Origin of the sequence: Kribbella sp. NPDC051586, from assembly GCF_044453965.1 — a bacterium.
Taxonomy (GTDB): Bacteria; Actinomycetota; Actinomycetes; order Propionibacteriales; family Kribbellaceae; genus Kribbella.
Map to the genome: position 1 here is coordinate 332215 of NZ_JBITDF010000002.1, position 16618 is coordinate 348832.

17 protein-coding genes and 1 riboswitch are annotated in these 16618 nt (G+C 69.0%); of the genes, 5 read left to right on the top strand and 12 right to left on the bottom strand.

From position 1 onward, the window contains the following. Positions 1-13: 13 nt before the first annotated feature. Positions 14-126: riboswitch (cobalamin riboswitch) on the bottom strand. Genes ACIA58_RS12035 through ACIA58_RS12045 form a run of 3 tightly spaced genes read right to left on the bottom strand, consistent with a single transcriptional unit; the run spans position 127 to position 2680 of the window. Continuing rightward, complete coding sequence (locus tag ACIA58_RS12035) at positions 127-1095, bottom strand: DUF3500 domain-containing protein (RefSeq protein ID WP_396403649.1); 969 nt, start codon at positions 1093-1095, stop codon at positions 127-129. Next, the gene (locus ACIA58_RS12040) at positions 1086-1766 is read right to left on the bottom strand and encodes a phosphoglycerate mutase family protein (protein ID WP_396403650.1); all 681 of its coding nucleotides are present in this window, start codon (positions 1764-1766) and stop codon (positions 1086-1088) included. The genes ACIA58_RS12035 and ACIA58_RS12040 overlap by 10 nt, the downstream gene beginning before the upstream one ends. After that, a complete protein-coding gene (locus ACIA58_RS12045) occupies positions 1757-2680 on the bottom strand; it encodes a cobalamin biosynthesis protein (RefSeq protein ID WP_396403651.1) in 924 nt (307 codons plus the stop codon). The genes ACIA58_RS12040 and ACIA58_RS12045 overlap by 10 nt, the downstream gene beginning before the upstream one ends. A 43-nt stretch (positions 2681-2723) precedes the next feature. Here ACIA58_RS12045 and ACIA58_RS12050 point away from each other — a divergent pair, with 43 nt between their 5' ends. The 3 genes from ACIA58_RS12050 to ACIA58_RS12060 are packed head-to-tail and all read left to right on the top strand — an operon-like array spanning position 2724 to position 5475. Further along, on the top strand, positions 2724-3551 hold the full coding sequence (locus tag ACIA58_RS12050; protein WP_396403652.1) for a serine hydrolase: 828 nt from the start codon (positions 2724-2726) through the stop codon (positions 3549-3551). Further along, entirely contained in the window at positions 3548-4612 is a 1065-nt protein-coding gene (locus ACIA58_RS12055) for a mandelate racemase/muconate lactonizing enzyme family protein (RefSeq protein WP_396403653.1), read from the top strand. Before ACIA58_RS12050 ends, ACIA58_RS12055 begins: the two co-directional genes overlap by 4 nt. Continuing rightward, complete coding sequence (locus ACIA58_RS12060; protein WP_396403654.1) at positions 4609-5475, top strand: NlpC/P60 family protein; 867 nt, start codon at positions 4609-4611, stop codon at positions 5473-5475. The genes ACIA58_RS12055 and ACIA58_RS12060 overlap by 4 nt, the downstream gene beginning before the upstream one ends. A gap of 78 nt (positions 5476-5553) precedes the next feature. On the opposite strand, the gene ACIA58_RS12065 is transcribed toward ACIA58_RS12060, so the two are convergent. The 3 genes from ACIA58_RS12065 to ACIA58_RS12075 form a co-directional block, all read right to left on the bottom strand. Continuing rightward, positions 5554-6570: a TerC family protein gene (locus ACIA58_RS12065; protein ID WP_396403655.1), complete on the bottom strand. Its 1017-nt coding sequence runs from the start codon at positions 6568-6570 to the stop codon at positions 5554-5556. Between the two features lie 250 nt (positions 6571-6820). Further along, positions 6821-7171 (bottom strand): MmcQ/YjbR family DNA-binding protein, encoded by a 351-nt coding sequence (locus tag ACIA58_RS12070; RefSeq protein ID WP_396403656.1) that lies wholly within the window; start codon positions 7169-7171, stop codon positions 6821-6823. A gap of 8 nt (positions 7172-7179) precedes the next feature. After that, positions 7180-7548: a VOC family protein gene (locus tag ACIA58_RS12075; RefSeq protein ID WP_396403657.1), complete on the bottom strand. Its 369-nt coding sequence runs from the start codon at positions 7546-7548 to the stop codon at positions 7180-7182. A gap of 55 nt (positions 7549-7603) precedes the next feature. On the opposite strand from ACIA58_RS12075, the gene ACIA58_RS12080 reads away from it, so the two are divergent. Then, on the top strand, positions 7604-8491 hold the full coding sequence (locus tag ACIA58_RS12080; RefSeq protein ID WP_396403658.1) for a nitrilase-related carbon-nitrogen hydrolase: 888 nt from the start codon (positions 7604-7606) through the stop codon (positions 8489-8491). A 25-nt stretch (positions 8492-8516) separates the two neighbouring features. Here the strand turns inward: ACIA58_RS12080 and uvrB are convergent, their stop codons facing one another. The 6 genes from uvrB to coaE all read right to left on the bottom strand — a co-directional run bounded on the left by uvrB (position 8517) and on the right by coaE (position 15631). Further along, a complete protein-coding gene (gene uvrB / locus ACIA58_RS12085; protein WP_396403659.1) occupies positions 8517-10622 on the bottom strand; it encodes an excinuclease ABC subunit UvrB in 2106 nt (701 codons plus the stop codon). A gap of 165 nt (positions 10623-10787) precedes the next feature. Further along, positions 10788-11657 carry a hypothetical protein gene (locus tag ACIA58_RS12090; RefSeq protein WP_396403660.1) on the bottom strand — a complete coding sequence of 290 codons (870 nt, stop codon included), beginning with the start codon at positions 11655-11657 and terminating at the stop codon, positions 10788-10790. 31 nt (positions 11658-11688) lie between these two features. After that, the gene (locus ACIA58_RS12095; protein WP_396403661.1) at positions 11689-12585 is read right to left on the bottom strand and encodes a hypothetical protein; all 897 of its coding nucleotides are present in this window, start codon (positions 12583-12585) and stop codon (positions 11689-11691) included. After that, positions 12582-13688 (bottom strand): hypothetical protein, encoded by a 1107-nt coding sequence (locus ACIA58_RS12100; protein WP_396403662.1) that lies wholly within the window; start codon positions 13686-13688, stop codon positions 12582-12584. The genes ACIA58_RS12095 and ACIA58_RS12100 overlap by 4 nt, the downstream gene beginning before the upstream one ends. Then, positions 13685-14818, bottom strand: coding sequence for a PrsW family glutamic-type intramembrane protease (locus ACIA58_RS12105; protein WP_396403663.1), 1134 nt, complete (start codon positions 14816-14818; stop codon positions 13685-13687). The genes ACIA58_RS12100 and ACIA58_RS12105 overlap by 4 nt, the downstream gene beginning before the upstream one ends. A gap of 204 nt (positions 14819-15022) precedes the next feature. Further along, on the bottom strand, positions 15023-15631 hold the full coding sequence (gene coaE / locus ACIA58_RS12110; protein WP_396403664.1) for a dephospho-CoA kinase: 609 nt from the start codon (positions 15629-15631) through the stop codon (positions 15023-15025). Positions 15632-15799: 168 nt separating this feature from the next. On the opposite strand from coaE, the gene ACIA58_RS12115 reads away from it, so the two are divergent. Next, positions 15800-16393: a hypothetical protein gene (locus ACIA58_RS12115; protein ID WP_396403665.1), complete on the top strand. Its 594-nt coding sequence runs from the start codon at positions 15800-15802 to the stop codon at positions 16391-16393. The last annotated feature ends 225 nt before the right edge of the window (positions 16394-16618 follow it).

Consider the following 16618-nt stretch of genomic DNA (forward strand, 5'->3'; position numbering starts at 1 on the left):
GGTGTCCACGCCCCGAACGGAGGTACGACGGCGGCAGTTCCTGACTCCCCATTTCGGGTCACAGTGGCGGGACCGTCCCGGACTCACACCGGGTTCCTGCTGTTGCCGTCGATGACTTGGCTGACTCTAGCCGTGCATAGCGTAGTGGGCGGACAGGAGGTCGGTGCCCCAGTCGTTGCGGAAGTCTCGCCAGACTGAGTGGATGTGGTTGGCGTCGTCCTGCGTGTTGTCGTACTCGGCGAGGAAGCTCGGGCCGGCGATCGAGTAGTAGTGCCGGTGGCCGACGCCGGGCTCGGTCTCGCCGGCCCACGCGAAGGTCAGGCGCTCGATGCCGCGCTCGGTGATGTCCTGCCAGGTCTGCAGCCCGATCGGCCCGGCGGCTCGGCCGACGTACTGGCCGATGAGGAGGCTGAGGAGCTGACGCTGGTCCTCGTTCATGTCGCCGTACCCGAGGCCGCGATGCAGCAGCGACGCGTCCGCGACCGGGTCGTCGCGGGTCAGGATGTCGTCCGGCGCCGCGTCGGACACCACGGCGACCTCGAGCTGTCCGGGCTCGAGGGCGTGCAGCAGCTGGAAGCCCAGGTCCTGCTCGGCGGCCAGGAACCGTCGGCCGGCCTGCGGACCGGTACGGATCTCGGCCGGATTCGAGCCGAGGAACTGCGGAGTGAACGCGATCGCGCCGTCCACCAGCGTCACGTGCAGCGCGAGGTGGTGCCCGTTCAGCCGCCAGGCCCACGGATCGGTCCCGTTCGGATCACCGAGCACCCGCAGGAAGTACCGGTCACCGACGACCGAGCCCTCCCACTCCCCCGACGGCGGCAGGTCGGGCAGACCGCGGACGACGACCTCGGCGTCGAGGACCGCCCACACATCCGCCGTACCCCGGTCGCTGCACCCCGTCGCCACCAGCCGCTCGACGAGCTTCTGCTGCGTCGGCGTGAGCTCGGTCAACGCCAGCCCCGGCACATGCCCGGGCAGGTACGTCCACTTGCGATGGTCCGGAATGTCGAACGGAGCCCGGATCTTCTCGAGCTGGGCCGGCGTCAGGCTCGCCAGCAGTTCGAGGACCGTGTCCCGCGTCTGCGCTACAACCATGCCGATCGCTCCCGTTCCGTCGGTTCGTAAGGCGTCCATTGCTCGAACGGCCGGTCCAGCTTGTACCGGAAATCGGGTTGCCGCAGCAGGACGCGTGTTTCCGCGTTGCCCGGGTTGCGCAGCGACTCGAAGAACCGGACCGACCAGTGGAACCACCGGGTGCAGAACAGCCGCATGGTCAGCCCGTGCGACACGAGCAGCACGTTCGCCGGCGCGTCCGGATGCTCGAAGTCGCGATGCATCGTCTCCAGGAACGTCGAGACCCGGTCGTACACGTCCGCGCCCGACTCACCGTGGGTGAACCGGTAGAAGAAGTGCCCGAACGAGTCGCGGAGCTGCTCCTGACGCTCGATGTCCTCGGTGTCCTGGAGGTTCGCCCAGTCCTGCTCACGCAGCCGCGGCTCCTCGCGAGGACTGCCGATCAGGTCGTCCAGCCCGAGCGAGTCCAGCGTCTGGCGGGCCCGCAGGTACGGCGAGACGTACACGCGTACGGGCTCGTTCTCGAACAGTTCCCGCAGGTCCTTGCCCGCCTTGGCGGCCTGGTCGTGCCCGCGTGCCGTCAGCGGTACGTCGTGGTCGGGGATGCGCTCGTAGATCGTCTTGTCCAGGTTCGCCTCGGACTCGCCGTGCCGGATCAGCACGATCCGCAGCGGCCGATGACTCAGCCCCATCGTTCCCCCTTCACGGCGATCAAGGCGGCGACTCCGGCGGCCGCCATCCCGACCCGCCTGGCGAGGTGCGCCGTACGCCGGACGTCGGCGACTGTCGGCGCCGGACCGTCACCGAGCGTGCCGCGGTCCTCCTGGTAGCTCCCGTAGCTGTTCGTCCCGCCCAGTGTGAGGCCGAGCGCGCCGGCGAACGCTGCTTCGACCGGGCCGGCATTCGGACTCGGATGCTTCGGCGCATCTCGTCGCCAGGCCGCCGTCGCCTCACGCGTTCGTCCAGCTGTGAGACCGGTCAGCAGCGCGCAGAGCCGTGCCGGGACGAGGTTCACCACGTCGTCCAGGCGCGCTGACGCCCAGCCGAAGTTCTCGTACTTCGGCGACCTGTAGCCGACCATCGCGTCGAGTGTGTTCGCCGCTCGGTAGCCAAACAGCCCGGGGATGCCGAACACGCCACCCCAGAGCAGCGGTGCGACGCATGCATCCGAGGTGTTCTCGGCGATGGACTCGACCGTCGCGCGGGCAAGCTCGTCGGCCTCCAACTCGGTGGCGTCACGCGCACACAGGTGGCTGAGGCGGTCGCGAGCGGCTGGGATGTCCTTCTCCTCGAGCAGCTCGGCCATCGCCTCGGCTTCACGCTCGAGGCTGCGGGCGCCCAGAACGGTCCAGGTCGCGGCCGCGGTCAGTGCGGTGTGGAGGATCGGATGCCTGCGGGTCAGTCGCTCGGCCGCAAGGCCCAGCCCCGCGGTGGTCCCGACGAGGATCGCGGTGTACGCCGTTCCGGCCCGCTTCGAGTCGGCGTACACGGCCCGCTCCAGGCGAGCAGCGGTCTGACCGAACCCGGCGACGGGGTGGAGGCGGCGTGGATCACCAAGCACACGATCGGCGGCATAGCCGAGAAGGAGACCGATTGCCCGGGACACCCTGGGAAGTCTGCCAGGTGTTGTCTTGTGATTGGGTGACGGCATGGGAATCGCGGAGCTGCTCCAGGAGGTCGACGGGAGCGGGGAGTTCGGGGTGTGGCTCGGCCGGCTGGACGGCGTGGCGGTGTTCGAGCACGCCGCGGAGCGGCCGCACTACTCGGCCAGCACGATGAAGCTGCCGGTGGCGATGGCGATGATGCGCAAGGTCGAGGCGGGTGAGCTCGCGCTCGACCAGCCGGTGACCGTGCACAACGACTTCGCGTCCGCGGGCAGCGGCCGGTTCGCGGTGGACGCGGACGAGGACGAAGCGCCGGCGACCTGGACGAAGCTCGGTACGCCGGTGCCGCTCGGCTGGCTCGCGACAGAGATGATCACCCGCTCCAGCAACCTCGCCACCGACCTCGTCCTCGAGCAGGTCGGGATCCTCGCGGCTCACGCCGCCCTGAGCGAGGCAACGCTGCCCAGCTCGCCGTCCCCCGCGTCGAAGATCCAGCGCGGCATCGACGACGGTCCGGCCCAGCGCGCCGGCATCAGCAACCTGATGAGCCCGGCCGGGCTCGCCGGCGTACTCGTTGCGGTCGGCAATCAGAAAGGTGCCTCCGGCGACTACCTGCGCGATCTGCTGGCCGGCAACCAGTGGAACGGCGAGATCCCGGCGCTGCTGCCAACCGGTACGCGGGTCGAGCACAAGAACGGCTGGGACACCCGGATCCGGCACGACGGCGGGATCGTCCGGCCGCCCGACGCGGATCCGTTCGTGCTGGTGGTGTGTACGACGTCCGACCTGCCGGACGCCGAGGCGCAGAAGCTCATCGCGTCCATCGCACTGGAAGCCTGGAACAACCGGCACGACCTCGGGGCCGTGCGGTGAAGATCACGACCCATCGGGTGTCCGCGCCGCTGCACACCCCGTTCGTCACCGCGTTGCGGACGGCAACCCACGTCGAGTCGCTCCTGGTCGAGGTCAGCGACGGCGAGCTGAGCGGCTGGGGCGAGGCTCCGCAGGTGTGGAAGGTGACCGGCGACTCGCTGGCCGGCTCGCAGGCGTGTATCGAGGGCCCGATCACGACCGCGCTCGACGGGCTCGGTCCCGATGACCTGACCGAGGCGCTGCGCCGGGTGCAAGGCGCGGCCGTCGGCAACTTCGGCGCGAAGGACGCGGTCGACGTCGCGCTGCACGACCTCGCGGCGCGTCGGCGGGGTCAGACGCTGCACGGGTTCCTCGGCTCGACCGTCGACGTCGTACGCACCGATGTGACCCTGTCCGTCGGCGATGCGTCGGCGCTGGCGGACGCCGGGCGCGGCAGGATCGCGGACGGGTTCGACGTACTCAAGATCAAGGTCGGCACCGACGCGGTCGGCGACATCGAGCGGGTCCGCCGGGTCCGCGACGCGATCGGGCCGGAGCCGCGGTTGCGGCTGGACGCCAACCAGGGCTGGACGCGGCGCGACGCGGTCACGGTGATCCGGGCCCTGGAGGACGCCGGCTGCGCGATCGAGTTGGTCGAGCAGCCGGTCGCCGCGGCCGACCTCGACGGGATGGCGTGGGTGACCGACCGGGTCAGTACGCCGATCCTCGCCGACGAGTCCGTGTACGGCGTACGCGATCTGGTCGCCGTGATCCGGCAGGGCGCGGCCGACCTGGTGAACGTGAAGCTGGCCAAGTGCGGCGGCCTGGCGACGGCGCGGACACTGCTCGAACTGGCCCGGGAGCACGGGCTGGGCGCGATCGTCGGCTGCATGATGGAGAGCCACGTCGGCGTCGGCGCGGCGGCCGCGCTGGTGTCGGCGTACCCGACGACGACGGTCAACGACCTGGACGCCGCCTGGTGGCTGCGCGAGGCTCCGGTGACCGGCGGGATCCGGTACGACGGCTCGCTGATCCACCTGCCTTCTGCTCCTGGACTCGGCGTGACAGGCTTGAGCGCATGAGGTTAGCCGCTAGCAAGGTCCCGATCAGCACCGTCTGGACCGCGCCGGACGCGCCGCGTGACATCGACGCGCCGGCGACCGCCGCACAACCCGACGTGGCCGGTTGGGCCAAGTCGATGGACACCGAGACCCGGCTGGGCCTGCACGGCCGGACGTTGACGCAACTGCTGTTCGCCGAGCCTGTGCTGGTGCGCACGGAGCGGGACGGCTGGTCCGAGATCCTCGCACCGTGGCAGCCGTCGTCCCAGGACGAGCTCGGGTACCCGGGCTGGGTCCCGTCGAGTCATCTGGGCGAGCTGCCCCAGAGCGCGTCCGACCCGGTCGCCGTCACCGTACCGACCGCGTCGCTGCTGGCCGAGCCTGGTGGCCAGCCGGTGGCGGAGCTGTCGTTTGCCACGGTGCTGGCGTCGGTGGAGCACGCGGACGGGCACACGCGGGTCGCGACGCCCGACGGTGGGTCCGGCTGGCTCGCGGACGGCGCACTGCGGTCTGCGCTGGAGCCGTCGGACGCCGACGAGCGGCTGCGCCTCGGGGGGCTCTTCCTCGGTCTGGAGTACCTGTGGGGCGGTACGTCGGCGCATGGGCTGGACTGCTCCGGGCTGATCCACACGGTCAGCCGGGTCCTCGGCATGCGGACCCCGCGAGACGCCCACGACCAGGCGGACACCCTGCCGAACATCCCCATCGACGAGGCCCAGCCCGGCGACCTCTACTTCTTCGGCCGCCCCGGCCAACAGGTCCACCACGTAGGCTTCGTCTCCCCCGCCGGCATGCTCCACGCCTCCGAAACCGGCAAACGCCTGGAAGACGGCGCGCTCACCGACGAACGCCGCGCCACCCTGGTCACTGCAGCCCGCTTCTGAAGGACCGAGTGGTAACCGGAGCCCCAGCCCGGTGACCTGAGACCTGAAATAGCAGGTCTCAGGTCACAACATCCCGTCTCAGGACTCCTTGTGGTGCAGCTCCGGCTGCTCCGCTGGCTCCTCCGCCTTGATGGTGCGCGACTTGCGGAGGCTCAGGATCGTGGTGATGCCCAGCGTCACGATGATGAAGCCGAGGGAGAACCAGATCGGGATCTCGGGGGCCCAGTCGATGTGGTGGCCGCCGTTGATGAACGGCAACTCGTTCACGTGCATGGCGTGCAGGACCAGCTTCACGCCGATGAAGGCGAGCACGACCGACAGCCCGAGCGACAGGTACACCAGCCGCTTCAGCAGGTCGCCGAGCAAGAAGTACAGCTGGCGCAGACCCATCAGCGCGAAGACGTTCGCGGTGAAGACCAGGAACGGCTCCTGCGTCAGCCCGTAGATCGCCGGGATCGAGTCGAGCGCGAACAGCAGATCAGTGGTGCCGAGGGCAATGATCACGATCGCCATCGGCGTGACGAACCGCTTGCCGTTCTTCTTCAGGCTGAGCTTGACGCCGTTGTACTCGTCGGTGGCGTTCAGCCGCTTCTTCGCGAACCGGATGACGGCGTTCTCCTTGAAGTCGTCATCGTCGTTCTCACCCTGCTTGGCCAGGTGGACCGCGGTGTAGACCAGGAACGCGCCGAAGATGTAGAAGACCCAGGAGAACTGGTTGATCGCCGCCGCGCCGACCGCGATGAAGACGCCGCGGAACACCAGCGCCAGGATGATCCCGACCAGCAGTGCCGTCTGCTGGTACTGCCTCGGCACCGCGAATCTCGACATGATGATCAAGAAGATGAACAGGTTGTCGACGCTCAGGCTGTACTCCGTGAGCCAGCCGGCGAAGAACTCCCCGGCGTACTGCCCGCCGGAGAAGAACCAGACCCCGAGGCCGAAGACCACCGCGAGGCCGATGTAGAACGCGATCGCCCTCGCCGACTCGCGGGTGCTCGGCTCGTGCGGACGACGGCCGATGACGAAGACGTCGAACGCCAGCAGCGCGAGAAGCACGCCGACGGTGATGTACCAGACATAGTCAGCTACGTGCACAGAATCCTCCGGAGCTCAGACGAAAAATCGACTCCGAAGGTCTCTTCCGCCGGACTCGCCGAGCGAGCCTGGCCGGGGGCACCGGGCGCGGGACACAAGCCCTTGACCGTGATGACGATGCCACCGCGAAGGAATACTCCCCTTCTCCACCATCATTGTGACGGGTGAACGTCCCAGTCTCCAAATCCGGAACGCCGTGTCGCCTGTCGAAATGATCACAGCCAGTTCAGGCCATAGTTGCAGCGAGTGATCATCTGCCGGCGGCAGGACGCTTGCTCCGCGGGAGCTTCGCGACGATCGTCTCGTACGACGTGTCGACCAGCTCGAGGATCTCGTCGTCGGGCACCGCTCCCCCGAGCTGCACCGTGTTCCAGCCGGATCGCCCGATGTACGGCATCTTGCTGACGTCGTCCGGGTAGGTGCCCACCAGGTCGTCGGCTTCCTCGCGGTTCGCGCCGCACTTCAGCCCGACCGAACTACCTCCGCCGAGGAACGCGAAGATCTTGTCGCCGACCTTCGCCACGACGTCGCCGTCCCACGGCTCGTCCTGCCACGCGCCGGGCTTGCCCAGGCAGTACTCGAGGAGGTCGTCCCCGCTCATCCGCGCCATCAGCTGTGCGACACAACCTCGACGTTGTTGCCGTCGGGGTCGCGCATGAACACGGCGTAGTACCCCGGGTGGTACTCCGGCCACTCCTTGGGCTCGTGCAGCACCTCCGCACCGAGCTTCCTCACCGCACGGTGCACGGTGTCGACGATCGACCGGTCCGCCGCGGTGAACGCGAGGTGAATCTCCCGCTGCACCCCGCCCGTGGTCTGCTTCCCCAGCCAGAACTTCGGTACGCCGTCCGGGCCGGACATTCCGAGCACATCACCGAAGTCCATGCTCACAGTGATCCCGAGCGGCCCCAGCACCGTCTCGTAGAACTCCCGGGCAGCCCCGAGATCGTCACACTGCAACGACACGTGGTCCAGCATGCTTCCTCCCCTGTTTCTCCGCACCGCACAGTACCGCCGTCGTACGCTGCTCGGCATGGCTTCTGTTGTGGTTGCTGCGGTCCAGGCCGGGTCCACGCTCTTCGACACGCCCGCGACGCTCGCCAAGGCGGAGCGGTACCTCCGGGAGGCTGCCGCCGCCGGGGCGCGGTTGATCGTGCTGCCGGAGGCGTTGCTCGGCGGCTACCCGAAGGGCTTCGACTTCGGAATCACCGTCGGGTCGCGGTCCCCGGAGGGTCGTGAGCTGTTCCGGCGGTACCGCGAAGCCGCGGTACAACTGCACGGACCGGAGATCGCGCGGCTGGCTGAGGTGGCCGCGGAGCTCGAGGTCTACCTGGTCGCGGGCGTGATCGAGCGCGATGGCGGGACGCTCTACTGCACGGCAGTGTTCATCGACCCGCGTGACGGGTTGGTGGCGCATCACCGGAAGCTGATGCCGACCGCGGCCGAGCGATATCTGTGGGGGCAGGGCGACGGGTCGACGATGCCTGCGGTGCAGACAGACCTCGGGGTCCTCGGTGCGGCGATCTGCTGGGAGAACTACATGCCGCTCTTCCGGCAGTCCATGTACGCCAAGGGGGTGCAGATCTGGTGTGCGCCCACGGTCGACGACCGCGATCAGTGGCAGGCGACCATGCGGCACATCGCGCTCGAAGGCCGGTGCTTCGTCATCAGCGCCAACCAGTACCTGACCGACGGCGACACCGTCCTGATCAACGGCGGCAGCACGATCATCTCTCCGCTGGGCAACATCCTCGCCGGCCCGCTGCGCGGCGAGGAAGGCGTCCTCGTCGCGGAACTGGACCTCGACGACCTCGATCGCGGGTACTTCGACTTCGACTCGGTCGGGCACTACGCGCGGCCGGACATCTTCACCCTGACCGTCGACGAGACGCCACGCCACACCGTCGTACGCCGGGGCTGAGAGACCCGGCGTACGACGAGGTGGACTACTTGGCGCCGGCGTTGGTCATCTGGCGGAGCTCCTTCTTCAGCTCGGAGATCTCGTCGCGGTAGCGGGCGGCGACCTCGAACTGGAGCTCGGCGGCGGCGTTGTGCATCTGGTCGGTGAGCTGCTGGATCAGGTCGGCCAGGTCGGACGACGGCAGGCCACCGGCCAGCTCCTTCGCCTTCTCGCCGGCCTTCGCCTTGCCGCCACCGGGGACCGGCGCCTTGCCGCGGGACTGCGTGCGGCCGGAGCCGAGCAGCTCGGCGGTGTCGGCGTCCTCGCGGGCCAGCATGTCGGTGATGTCGGCGATCCGCTTCCGCAGGGGTTGCGGGTCGACGCCGTTCGCCTCGTTGTAGGCGTTCTGCTTCGCGCGGCGGCGGTTGGTCTCGTCGATCGCCTGCTCCATCGACGGGGTGATCTTGTCGGCGTACATGAACACCTGGCCGGATACGTTACGCGCGGCACGGCCGATGGTCTGGATCAGCGATCGGCCCGACCGCAGGAAGCCTTCCTTGTCCGCGTCGAGGATCGCGACCAGCGACACCTCCGGCAGGTCGAGGCCCTCACGGAGCAGGTTGATGCCGACGAGCACGTCGTACTCACCCATGCGCAGCTCACGCAGCAGCTCGACCCGGCGGAGGGTGTCGACCTCGCTGTGCAGGTATCTCGTCCGGATGCCCATCTCGAGCAGGTAGTCGGTGAGGTCCTCGGACATCTTCTTGGTCAGGGTGGTGACCAGGACCCGCTCGTTCCGCTCGACGCGGAGCCGGATCTCGTGGATCAGGTCGTCGATCTGGCCCTTGGTCGGCTTCACGATCACCTCGGGGTCGACCAGACCGGTCGGGCGGATGATCTGCTCGACGAACCCGTCGGACTTGTCCTGCTCGTACTGCCCCGGGGTCGCGGACAGGTAGACGGTCTGGCCGATCCGCTCCAGGAACTCCTCCCAGCGCAGCGGCCGGTTGTCCATCGCCGACGGCAGCCGGAACCCGTGCTCGACCAGGGTCCGCTTGCGCGACATGTCGCCCTCGTACATCCCGCCGATCTGCGGGACGGTCACGTGCGACTCGTCGATGACCAGCAGGAAGTCCTCGGGGAAGTAGTCCAGCAGACAGTGCGGCGCGGTCCCGGGCTCGCGCCCGTCGGTGTGCCGCGAGTAGTTCTCGATGCCCGAGCAGGTCCCGATCTGCCGCATCATCTCGATGTCGTACGTCGTACGCATCCGGAGCCGCTGGGCCTCCAGCAGCTGTCCGTTGCGCTCGAGCTCGGCCAGCCGCTCCTCCAGCTCGGCCTCGATCGAGGTGATCGCCCGCTCCATCCGCTCCGGCGCGGTCACGTAGTGCGTGGCGGCGCCGATGTAGACCTCGTCCTCCTCGCTGATGACCTCGCCCGTCAGCGGGTGCAGCGTCATCACGCGCTCGATCTCGTCGCCGAAGAACTCCACCCGGACGGCGAGCTCCTGGTACACCGGGAACACCTCGAGGGTGTCGCCGCGGACCCGGAACGTGCCACGGGTGCCGGCCAGGTCGTTGCGCGCGTACTGAACGCCGACGAGTTTGCGGAGCAGGCCGTCGCGGTCCATCTCGGCGCCGACCTTCACGTGGATCATCCGGTTCAGGTACTCGTCGGCGGAGCCCAGGCCGTAGATGCAGGACACGGTCGCGACCACGACCACGTCGCGGCGGGTCAGCAGCGACCAGGTCGCGGAGTGGCGGAGGCGCTCGACCTCCTCGTTGATCGAGGAGTCCTTCTCGATGTAGGTGTCCGTCTGCGGGACATACGCCTCGGGCTGGTAGTAGTCGTAGTACGACACGAAGTACTCGACGGCGTTGGCGGGGAAGAACTGGCGCAACTCGTTCGCGAACTGGGCGGCGAGGGTCTTGTTCGGCTGGAGGATCAGCATCGGGCGCTGAACCTTCTCGGCCAGCCAGGCGATCGTCGCGGTCTTGCCCGTGCCGGTGGCGCCGAGCAGCACGACGTCCTGCTCGCCGGCGTTGATCCGCCGCTCGAGGTCCGCGATCGCGGCCGGCTGGTCACCCGCCGGATCGAAATCCGACACCACCTTCAGCGGGGCGACCATACGCTGGAGATCCGAGACCTGTCTCATGCCCTCCACCGTACGGCCCCGCTCCGACAGTTTCTAAAAACCCCAAAAACACACCCACCTCGCTCCGCTCGGCGGGTGGTGGATGGTGCACCCCCACCCGGGGCGGAGGCAGCCGACCCGGGGTGGGGCAGGCCGCCCCGTCGTGTGGGCGGTTACCCCAGGGGGTCAGAAGCTTTTGATGACGCTGTTGTTCATGTAGACGAGTTCGTTGACGCGGCGGGCGTAGACACGGGATTCGAGGGCGGCGTCGGTGGCGGTTACTCGGTCGAACTTGTCCTGGTAGGCGGTGACGAAGCCCTTCATCGCGACCTTCGCGCCGTTCTTGCCGACCCAGACGCCCGTGTACGACAGGGCGTAGCAGGCCTTGATGTTCGGGTTGGCCGGCTTGCAGGCGACGCCGCTGCCGATCCGGACCCCCTGCATGCCGTTCGACTCGACGTCGACCAGGTGCTCGGCGAACGTCTTGGCGTCGTACAGCTCGGTCTGGCGGACCCAGTAGTACCCGTCGATCAGCCCGCGCGCGCTGAACTGCTGCAGGATGTAGTTCTTCCCGCCCTTCGACTTGTCCCAGTCCGGCAGCCACCCCTTGGACGGGATCAACCAGACGCCCCAGCCGACCTCGACACCGGCGTCGTTCGGTCCTTTGGAGTCGTTCGGCGTCGGAGTCGGCGACGGCGTGTACAGCGTGCCGACCGGATCCGGCGTCTGCTGACTCGCCGGCTTGTCCTTACCGCCGCCGTTCACCAGCAGCACCACGCCGGTCGCGACCAGCAGTACGGCGACGATGGCGCCGGCCATGATGATCCACTGCGTCCGGTTCGACTTCGGCGGGTGGTTGGGCCGCGCCGGCCCCGGACCCCAGCCACCGGGCCCACCAGCACCACCGGGACCACCTGGCCCGGACGAGCCCCAGCCACCAGCCGCGGGACCACCCTGGCGACCCGGCTGGCCCTGCTGACCCTGAGGCGCGGAGCCCCAGCCGCCAGGAGCGGGCGCGGGCGGCGGGCCCGGGGGCGGACCGTACTGCTGACTCATAGCGTTCCCTCGCGGTAGTTCCGGTGGTTCGTCACAGGCTGTCGATCACGGACTTCTTCATGATCGCGGCGTCGGCCTCGGCCTTCTGGGCGAAGTCGACGCGGGTCCGGAAGTCCAGGGCGGTGACCACCTTGTCCTTGCGCCGGTACACCTCGACCGTGCCCTTGACCTTCACGTCCCCGCCGGCCTTGTCCTTGGCCGTGGAGGTGTAGTCGATCGCGACGCACTCCACCAAGACGTCCTTGGGGCACGGCAGGTTCCGCACGTTGCCGAGCTGGGCGACCTCTTCCTCGGTCTCGCCCTCGACGATCCCGAGCAGGTAGGCCTGCGCGGTGACGTTCTGCTTCTGGCGGACCCAGAAGAACCCGCGCGGCTCCCCGTCCGGGGCGTACGTCGCGACCTCCTTGCCCTGGGTCTCCTGCGTGTAGAGGCTCCAGCCCGCGACCGGCACGAGCGACACCCCGAACCCGACCGCGATCGCGTTCGGCGGCGGCTGGTACGACGACTTCGGCGCGGTCGGCGTACCTGCCGGCGTACTCGGCGTCGGGTCGGCCTTGTCGTCACCGCCGCCGGACAGCAGCACCAGCGCTACAGCCACCAGCGCGACCACGATCAGGCCGGCACCGACCGGGATCAGCAGCGGCGGGATCCGGAAGCCGCTCTTCTTCTGCGGCGGGGGCCGGCGCAGCGACGGCGGTCCGACCTTGTCACCCCACGCCGACGACGTCTCCGTCGCCGGACCCGGGCCGGGACCGGGTCCCGGTCCCGGTCCGTGCGCGCCACCGTCGCCCCAGGGCGACGGTGGCGGTGGCACCTCGAGGTCCCACGGCGACGGCGGGAGCTGCTCCTCCTGCTCGGCGTCGTCCGGCTCCGGGGGCTGGTTGACCCAGGGGTTGCCGCTGGAACCCTTGTCGCGTTTTCCGCTCACTGACTCTTGACCACCGACAGCAGCATCGCGTCCGAGTCCTTCTGGATCGTCGCCACCTTGTCCTTGCGCCCGTACACCCGGATGATCGTGATCACGCCGTCGTTGCGCTCGATCACGCCGACGAAGCCGACCACCGGGATGCTGCCGTTCTGGCTGCTCGAGATGGCGTTGAAGCTCTGCGTGGTGACGACCTTGACCGGGGTCTTGTCGTCCGGACCAGGCTTGGTCACCCTCGGGTCGTTGGTCTTGACCGAGGACAGGTCCTTGGTCTCGGCGGTCAGCAGCTTGGGCAGCACGGTGTCGGTGGTCTCACCGGCCTCGGCCTTCCAGGCGTTCACCATGAAGTACGCCTCGCCCTGCTTCAGCAGGTACACCCCGTCGAACCCGTCCAGGCTCTTGCGGACGTAGCCCGGCTGGGGCTTCACGTACACGCCCTGGCCGACCTCGATGCCCTCGTCGACGTTGGTCGGCTGGGTGCTCTGGCCGGTGGTCGGCTGGGTGGTCGGTGTCGGGCTCGGGTCGGCCTTCTTGTCGTCGCCGCCCTTGAAGACGAGCGCCAGTACGACGCCGATCACGGCGACCACGGCGAACGCACCACCCGCGATCAGCAGGGTCCTGCTGCCACCGCCCTTGCGCGGCGGCTGCTGGCTGTACTGACTCCATGGCTGCTGGCCGCCGTACTGCGGCTGCTGGCCCGGGTACGCCTGCTGGTACTGCTGCTGGCCGGGGTAGCCCTGCTGCTGCGGGTACTGCTGCTGCCCCGGGAAGGTCCCCTGCTGCGGCTGACCCTGCTGCGGCTGACCAGGGTGACCCGGCTGGCCCGGCTGGGGCCGTGGGGGCTGCTGTTGCTGGGGCGGCTGCTGCGGTGGGTACGGCGCCTGCTGCGGACGGCCGTAGCCGGGCTGAGCCTGTGGCGGCTGCTGCTGCCCGTAGCCGGGCTGCCCTTGCGGCGGCTGCCCGTACCCGGGCTGCTGTCCGTACCCAGGCTGACCACCAGGCTGCTGACCACCCGGCCGGCCCGGCTGACCCGGCTGACCCGGCCGGCCGGCGTGCGGCTGCTGTCCGCCCTGGCCCCCGCCGTACGGCGGTTGCTGGTTGCTCATGCCTGCGTCTCCCCAGTCGTCGCCGCGGTCGGTGCCGCAGTCGGTGCGGCCATCCCGCGAGCGGACTTCGGCACGGATCGCACCGAGTTGCCACAGGCGGAGCAGAAGTCGGAGTGCGGAAGCAACGGCATCTCACAGCGCGAGCAGAACGCCAGGTCGCCCGACGCGTGGTTGGAGCCACCACGAGCGGCCGACTCCAGCGCCGCCTCGAGGAGTCCCTTGTGGAGCACGGTGCGCACCCGGATGATCAGTGCGCCGAGCAGGAGCAGGCCCCAGACCACACCGAGGATCGAGCCGATGGTCGAGCCGTGGCCGCCGACGAAACCGAGCAGGTAGACGCCGCCCTGGAAGAGCGCGTTCACCGCCATCGCTTGGATCAGTCCGGCCACCCAGCGCGGCGTGAACCCGTCGTACCCCTCGCCGAGGCCGGAGAACTCCGCGCCGGCGAGTCCCGTCGCCGAGCCGTACACCAGCGGCTTGATGAAGCCGTGCAGCAGCACGATCGAGATCCACGTCCCGGCACTGCTGCCCGGACCGGCGAAGCCGCCGCTGATCCAGCCCCAGTGCAGCACCAGCGTCTCGAAGCAGGCGTAGCCGACACCGGCCACCACACCGAACGTGAAGCCGTCCATCAGGTCGTCGTACCGCGGCCGCGAGGCCAGGTAGAGCGGGCCGATCTGCCGGATCAGCTCCGATACCACCGGCACGAGCAGAAGCAGGATCAGCAGGTCCCGCCCGGACGGACCGGCGCTGTTGCCGCCGATCGTGTCGAGCGAGAGAGCCAGCTTGTCCTTCCACAGCCAGGTGAAGACAGCCGCGAGTACGCCGGTCAGCACGAAGGCCGCGGCGACCACCGGGATCGGCTCGTCCTCCCAGAGGTTCACGTCGTACAGGTAGATGATGTAGACGATCGGGATGGCGAAGGCCGCGATCATGATCGACACCGGCAGCGCGCCGAGCGCGGCCGTCACCACGGTCAGCAGCAGGGCGATGCCGAGTGCGACCTTGTAGGTGTACGGCTGCTGGCCGGACCCCTGGGGCATGATCGTCGATACCAGTTTGAACGACGCCACCGGCTCATCCGGTCTGGCGGCGTACGCCTTCTTGCGCTCGGCATCCCCGGTACGCATGTCGTTGCCACAGTGGTGGCAGAAATGCGAGACCTCGGGGACGTCAGAGCTGCAGCGCGGACACACCACGCCATCCTCCCTACCTCGGACGTCCGGACCGGCGCGGGGCGCGCCGTCGGTGGCCGGCCGCAGGAGTCACCCCGGGCCGAACCGGGACAGATTCTCGTACAGCCGGTCCCGGATTCATCATTTACCGCGCAAGGGTCACCTTTTCGTGTCCGGACCGTGGCCTGTGAGTTGTTCCCACACCTGGTCGAGCCGGTGGTCCAGGTCGGCGAGATCGCCGGAGTTGTCCACGACGACATCCGCGGCCGCCAGCCGGTCCTCGCGGGACGCCTGGCTCGCGATCCGCTGTTTTGCTTCCGCGTCAGTCATCCCGCGCTGCGAGGTCAGCCGCTGCACCTGGACCTCCACGGGTACGTCGACCACAAGGACGACGTCGAACTGGTCGGCCTGACCGGTCTCCACCAGCAGCGGGATGTCGTGCACCACGATCGCGTCCGCCGGCGATCCGTGCTCGATCTCGGCGGCCCGGGCGCGGACCCGCGGATGGACGATCGCCTCCAGCTTGCGCCGGGCGTCCTCGTCGCCGAACACGATCTTGCCGAGCGCCGGCCGGTCCAGGTCGCCCTCGGCCATCAGCACACCGGGACCGAACGCCGCGACCACCTCCGCCAGCCCGTCGGTCCCCCGCGCAACCACCTCCCGAGCCAGCACGTCGGAGTCGATCACCACGGCACCCCGCTCAGCCAGCCGCGACGACACCGCACTCTTCCCAGCCCCGATCCCGCCAGTCAGTCCCACTCTCAGCACCCCAGCACCTTATCGGCGGGCGCACGGCGTTTCTCCCGATCCCACGCCGTCGCGAGTCCGTGCCGAGTGCCGCGCAGTACGCGTGGGATCGGGAGACACGCCCTACCATGGCTTATGGGGTGGTGGAGGCGGCGTCAGGACGGACCTGAGCTGAGGCACGTCCGGAGGATGGCCGAGGAGGATGTTGTTCAGTTCGGGGAGGAACTGACTCGGTTCGGTGAACTGCTGGAGGGCAGTGCGCTGGACGCGGAGGCCCGGCACGACTACCAGACCGCTCTCGACGCGTACGAGACTGCCGAGCGGCTGGTCGACCGGCTCGAGTCGATCGAGTCGATCAGCGCGATCGTCGACACCCTGACCGCGGGACGCTACGCGCTCGCCTGCGTCCGGGCCCGGGTCGCGGGCGATCCGCTGCCGGAGCGGCGTACGCCGTGCTTCTTCAACCCGCAGCACGGACCGGCCGCGCGGGACGTCGTCTGGACGCCACGCAGCGGCGGGACCCGGAAGGTGCCGGCCTGCGCCCAGGACGCCGCCCGGATCCAGGCGGGCGAGGACCCGCCGGTCCGCATGGTCCGGTACGGCGAGCAGCAGGTCCCCGCGTGGGAGGCCGGCGCCCCGAACGAGCCGTACCGCATCGGCTTCTTCTCCGCGAGCGGCGCCCGCGCCCACGTGATGGAACTCAAAATGCGCCTCAAAGGCGAAGGCCGCGGCCAATGGGGCACCGACCTGGGCAAACCCCGAATCCGCCGCCCCTACGACTGAAGACCAGACCCAAAGAACTGAAAACAAGAGCAAAGAAGAGAACAGAGATTTAGGGTGGCGGCCGGCTCCGGCGATCAGCCGCGACTTTGACCGTTCCCCCGGCGCGCAGCCTCGCCGAGTCGTGGCGAATGGTCCCGATCCCGAACGCCGAGTCGTGGATCAAGGCAGATTCTCAGAACCCCTCTCCACGACTCGGCGATCCTGAGACCCGCCGACTGCCACGAC

Coding starts and splice junctions, on each gene's coding strand:
- ACIA58_RS12035 (WP_396403649.1), bottom strand. CDS start 1,095: ATGGTTGTAGCGCAGACGCGGGACACGGTCCTCGAACTGCTGGCGAGC.
- ACIA58_RS12040 (WP_396403650.1), bottom strand. CDS start 1,766: ATGGGGCTGAGTCATCGGCCGCTGCGGATCGTGCTGATCCGGCACGGC.
- ACIA58_RS12050 (WP_396403652.1), top strand. CDS start 2,724: ATGGGAATCGCGGAGCTGCTCCAGGAGGTCGACGGGAGCGGGGAGTTC.
- ACIA58_RS12060 (WP_396403654.1), top strand. CDS start 4,609: ATGAGGTTAGCCGCTAGCAAGGTCCCGATCAGCACCGTCTGGACCGCG.
- ACIA58_RS12070 (WP_396403656.1), bottom strand. CDS start 7,171: ATGAGCGGGGACGACCTCCTCGAGTACTGCCTGGGCAAGCCCGGCGCG.
- ACIA58_RS12075 (WP_396403657.1), bottom strand. CDS start 7,548: ATGCTGGACCACGTGTCGTTGCAGTGTGACGATCTCGGGGCTGCCCGG.
- ACIA58_RS12080 (WP_396403658.1), top strand. CDS start 7,604: ATGGCTTCTGTTGTGGTTGCTGCGGTCCAGGCCGGGTCCACGCTCTTC.
- uvrB (WP_396403659.1), bottom strand. CDS start 10,622: ATGAGACAGGTCTCGGATCTCCAGCGTATGGTCGCCCCGCTGAAGGTG.
- ACIA58_RS12090 (WP_396403660.1), bottom strand. CDS start 11,657: ATGAGTCAGCAGTACGGTCCGCCCCCGGGCCCGCCGCCCGCGCCCGCT.
- ACIA58_RS12100 (WP_396403662.1), bottom strand. CDS start 13,688: ATGAGCAACCAGCAACCGCCGTACGGCGGGGGCCAGGGCGGACAGCAG.
- ACIA58_RS12105 (WP_396403663.1), bottom strand. CDS start 14,818: ATGCGTACCGGGGATGCCGAGCGCAAGAAGGCGTACGCCGCCAGACCG.
- ACIA58_RS12115 (WP_396403665.1), top strand. CDS start 15,800: ATGGCCGAGGAGGATGTTGTTCAGTTCGGGGAGGAACTGACTCGGTTC.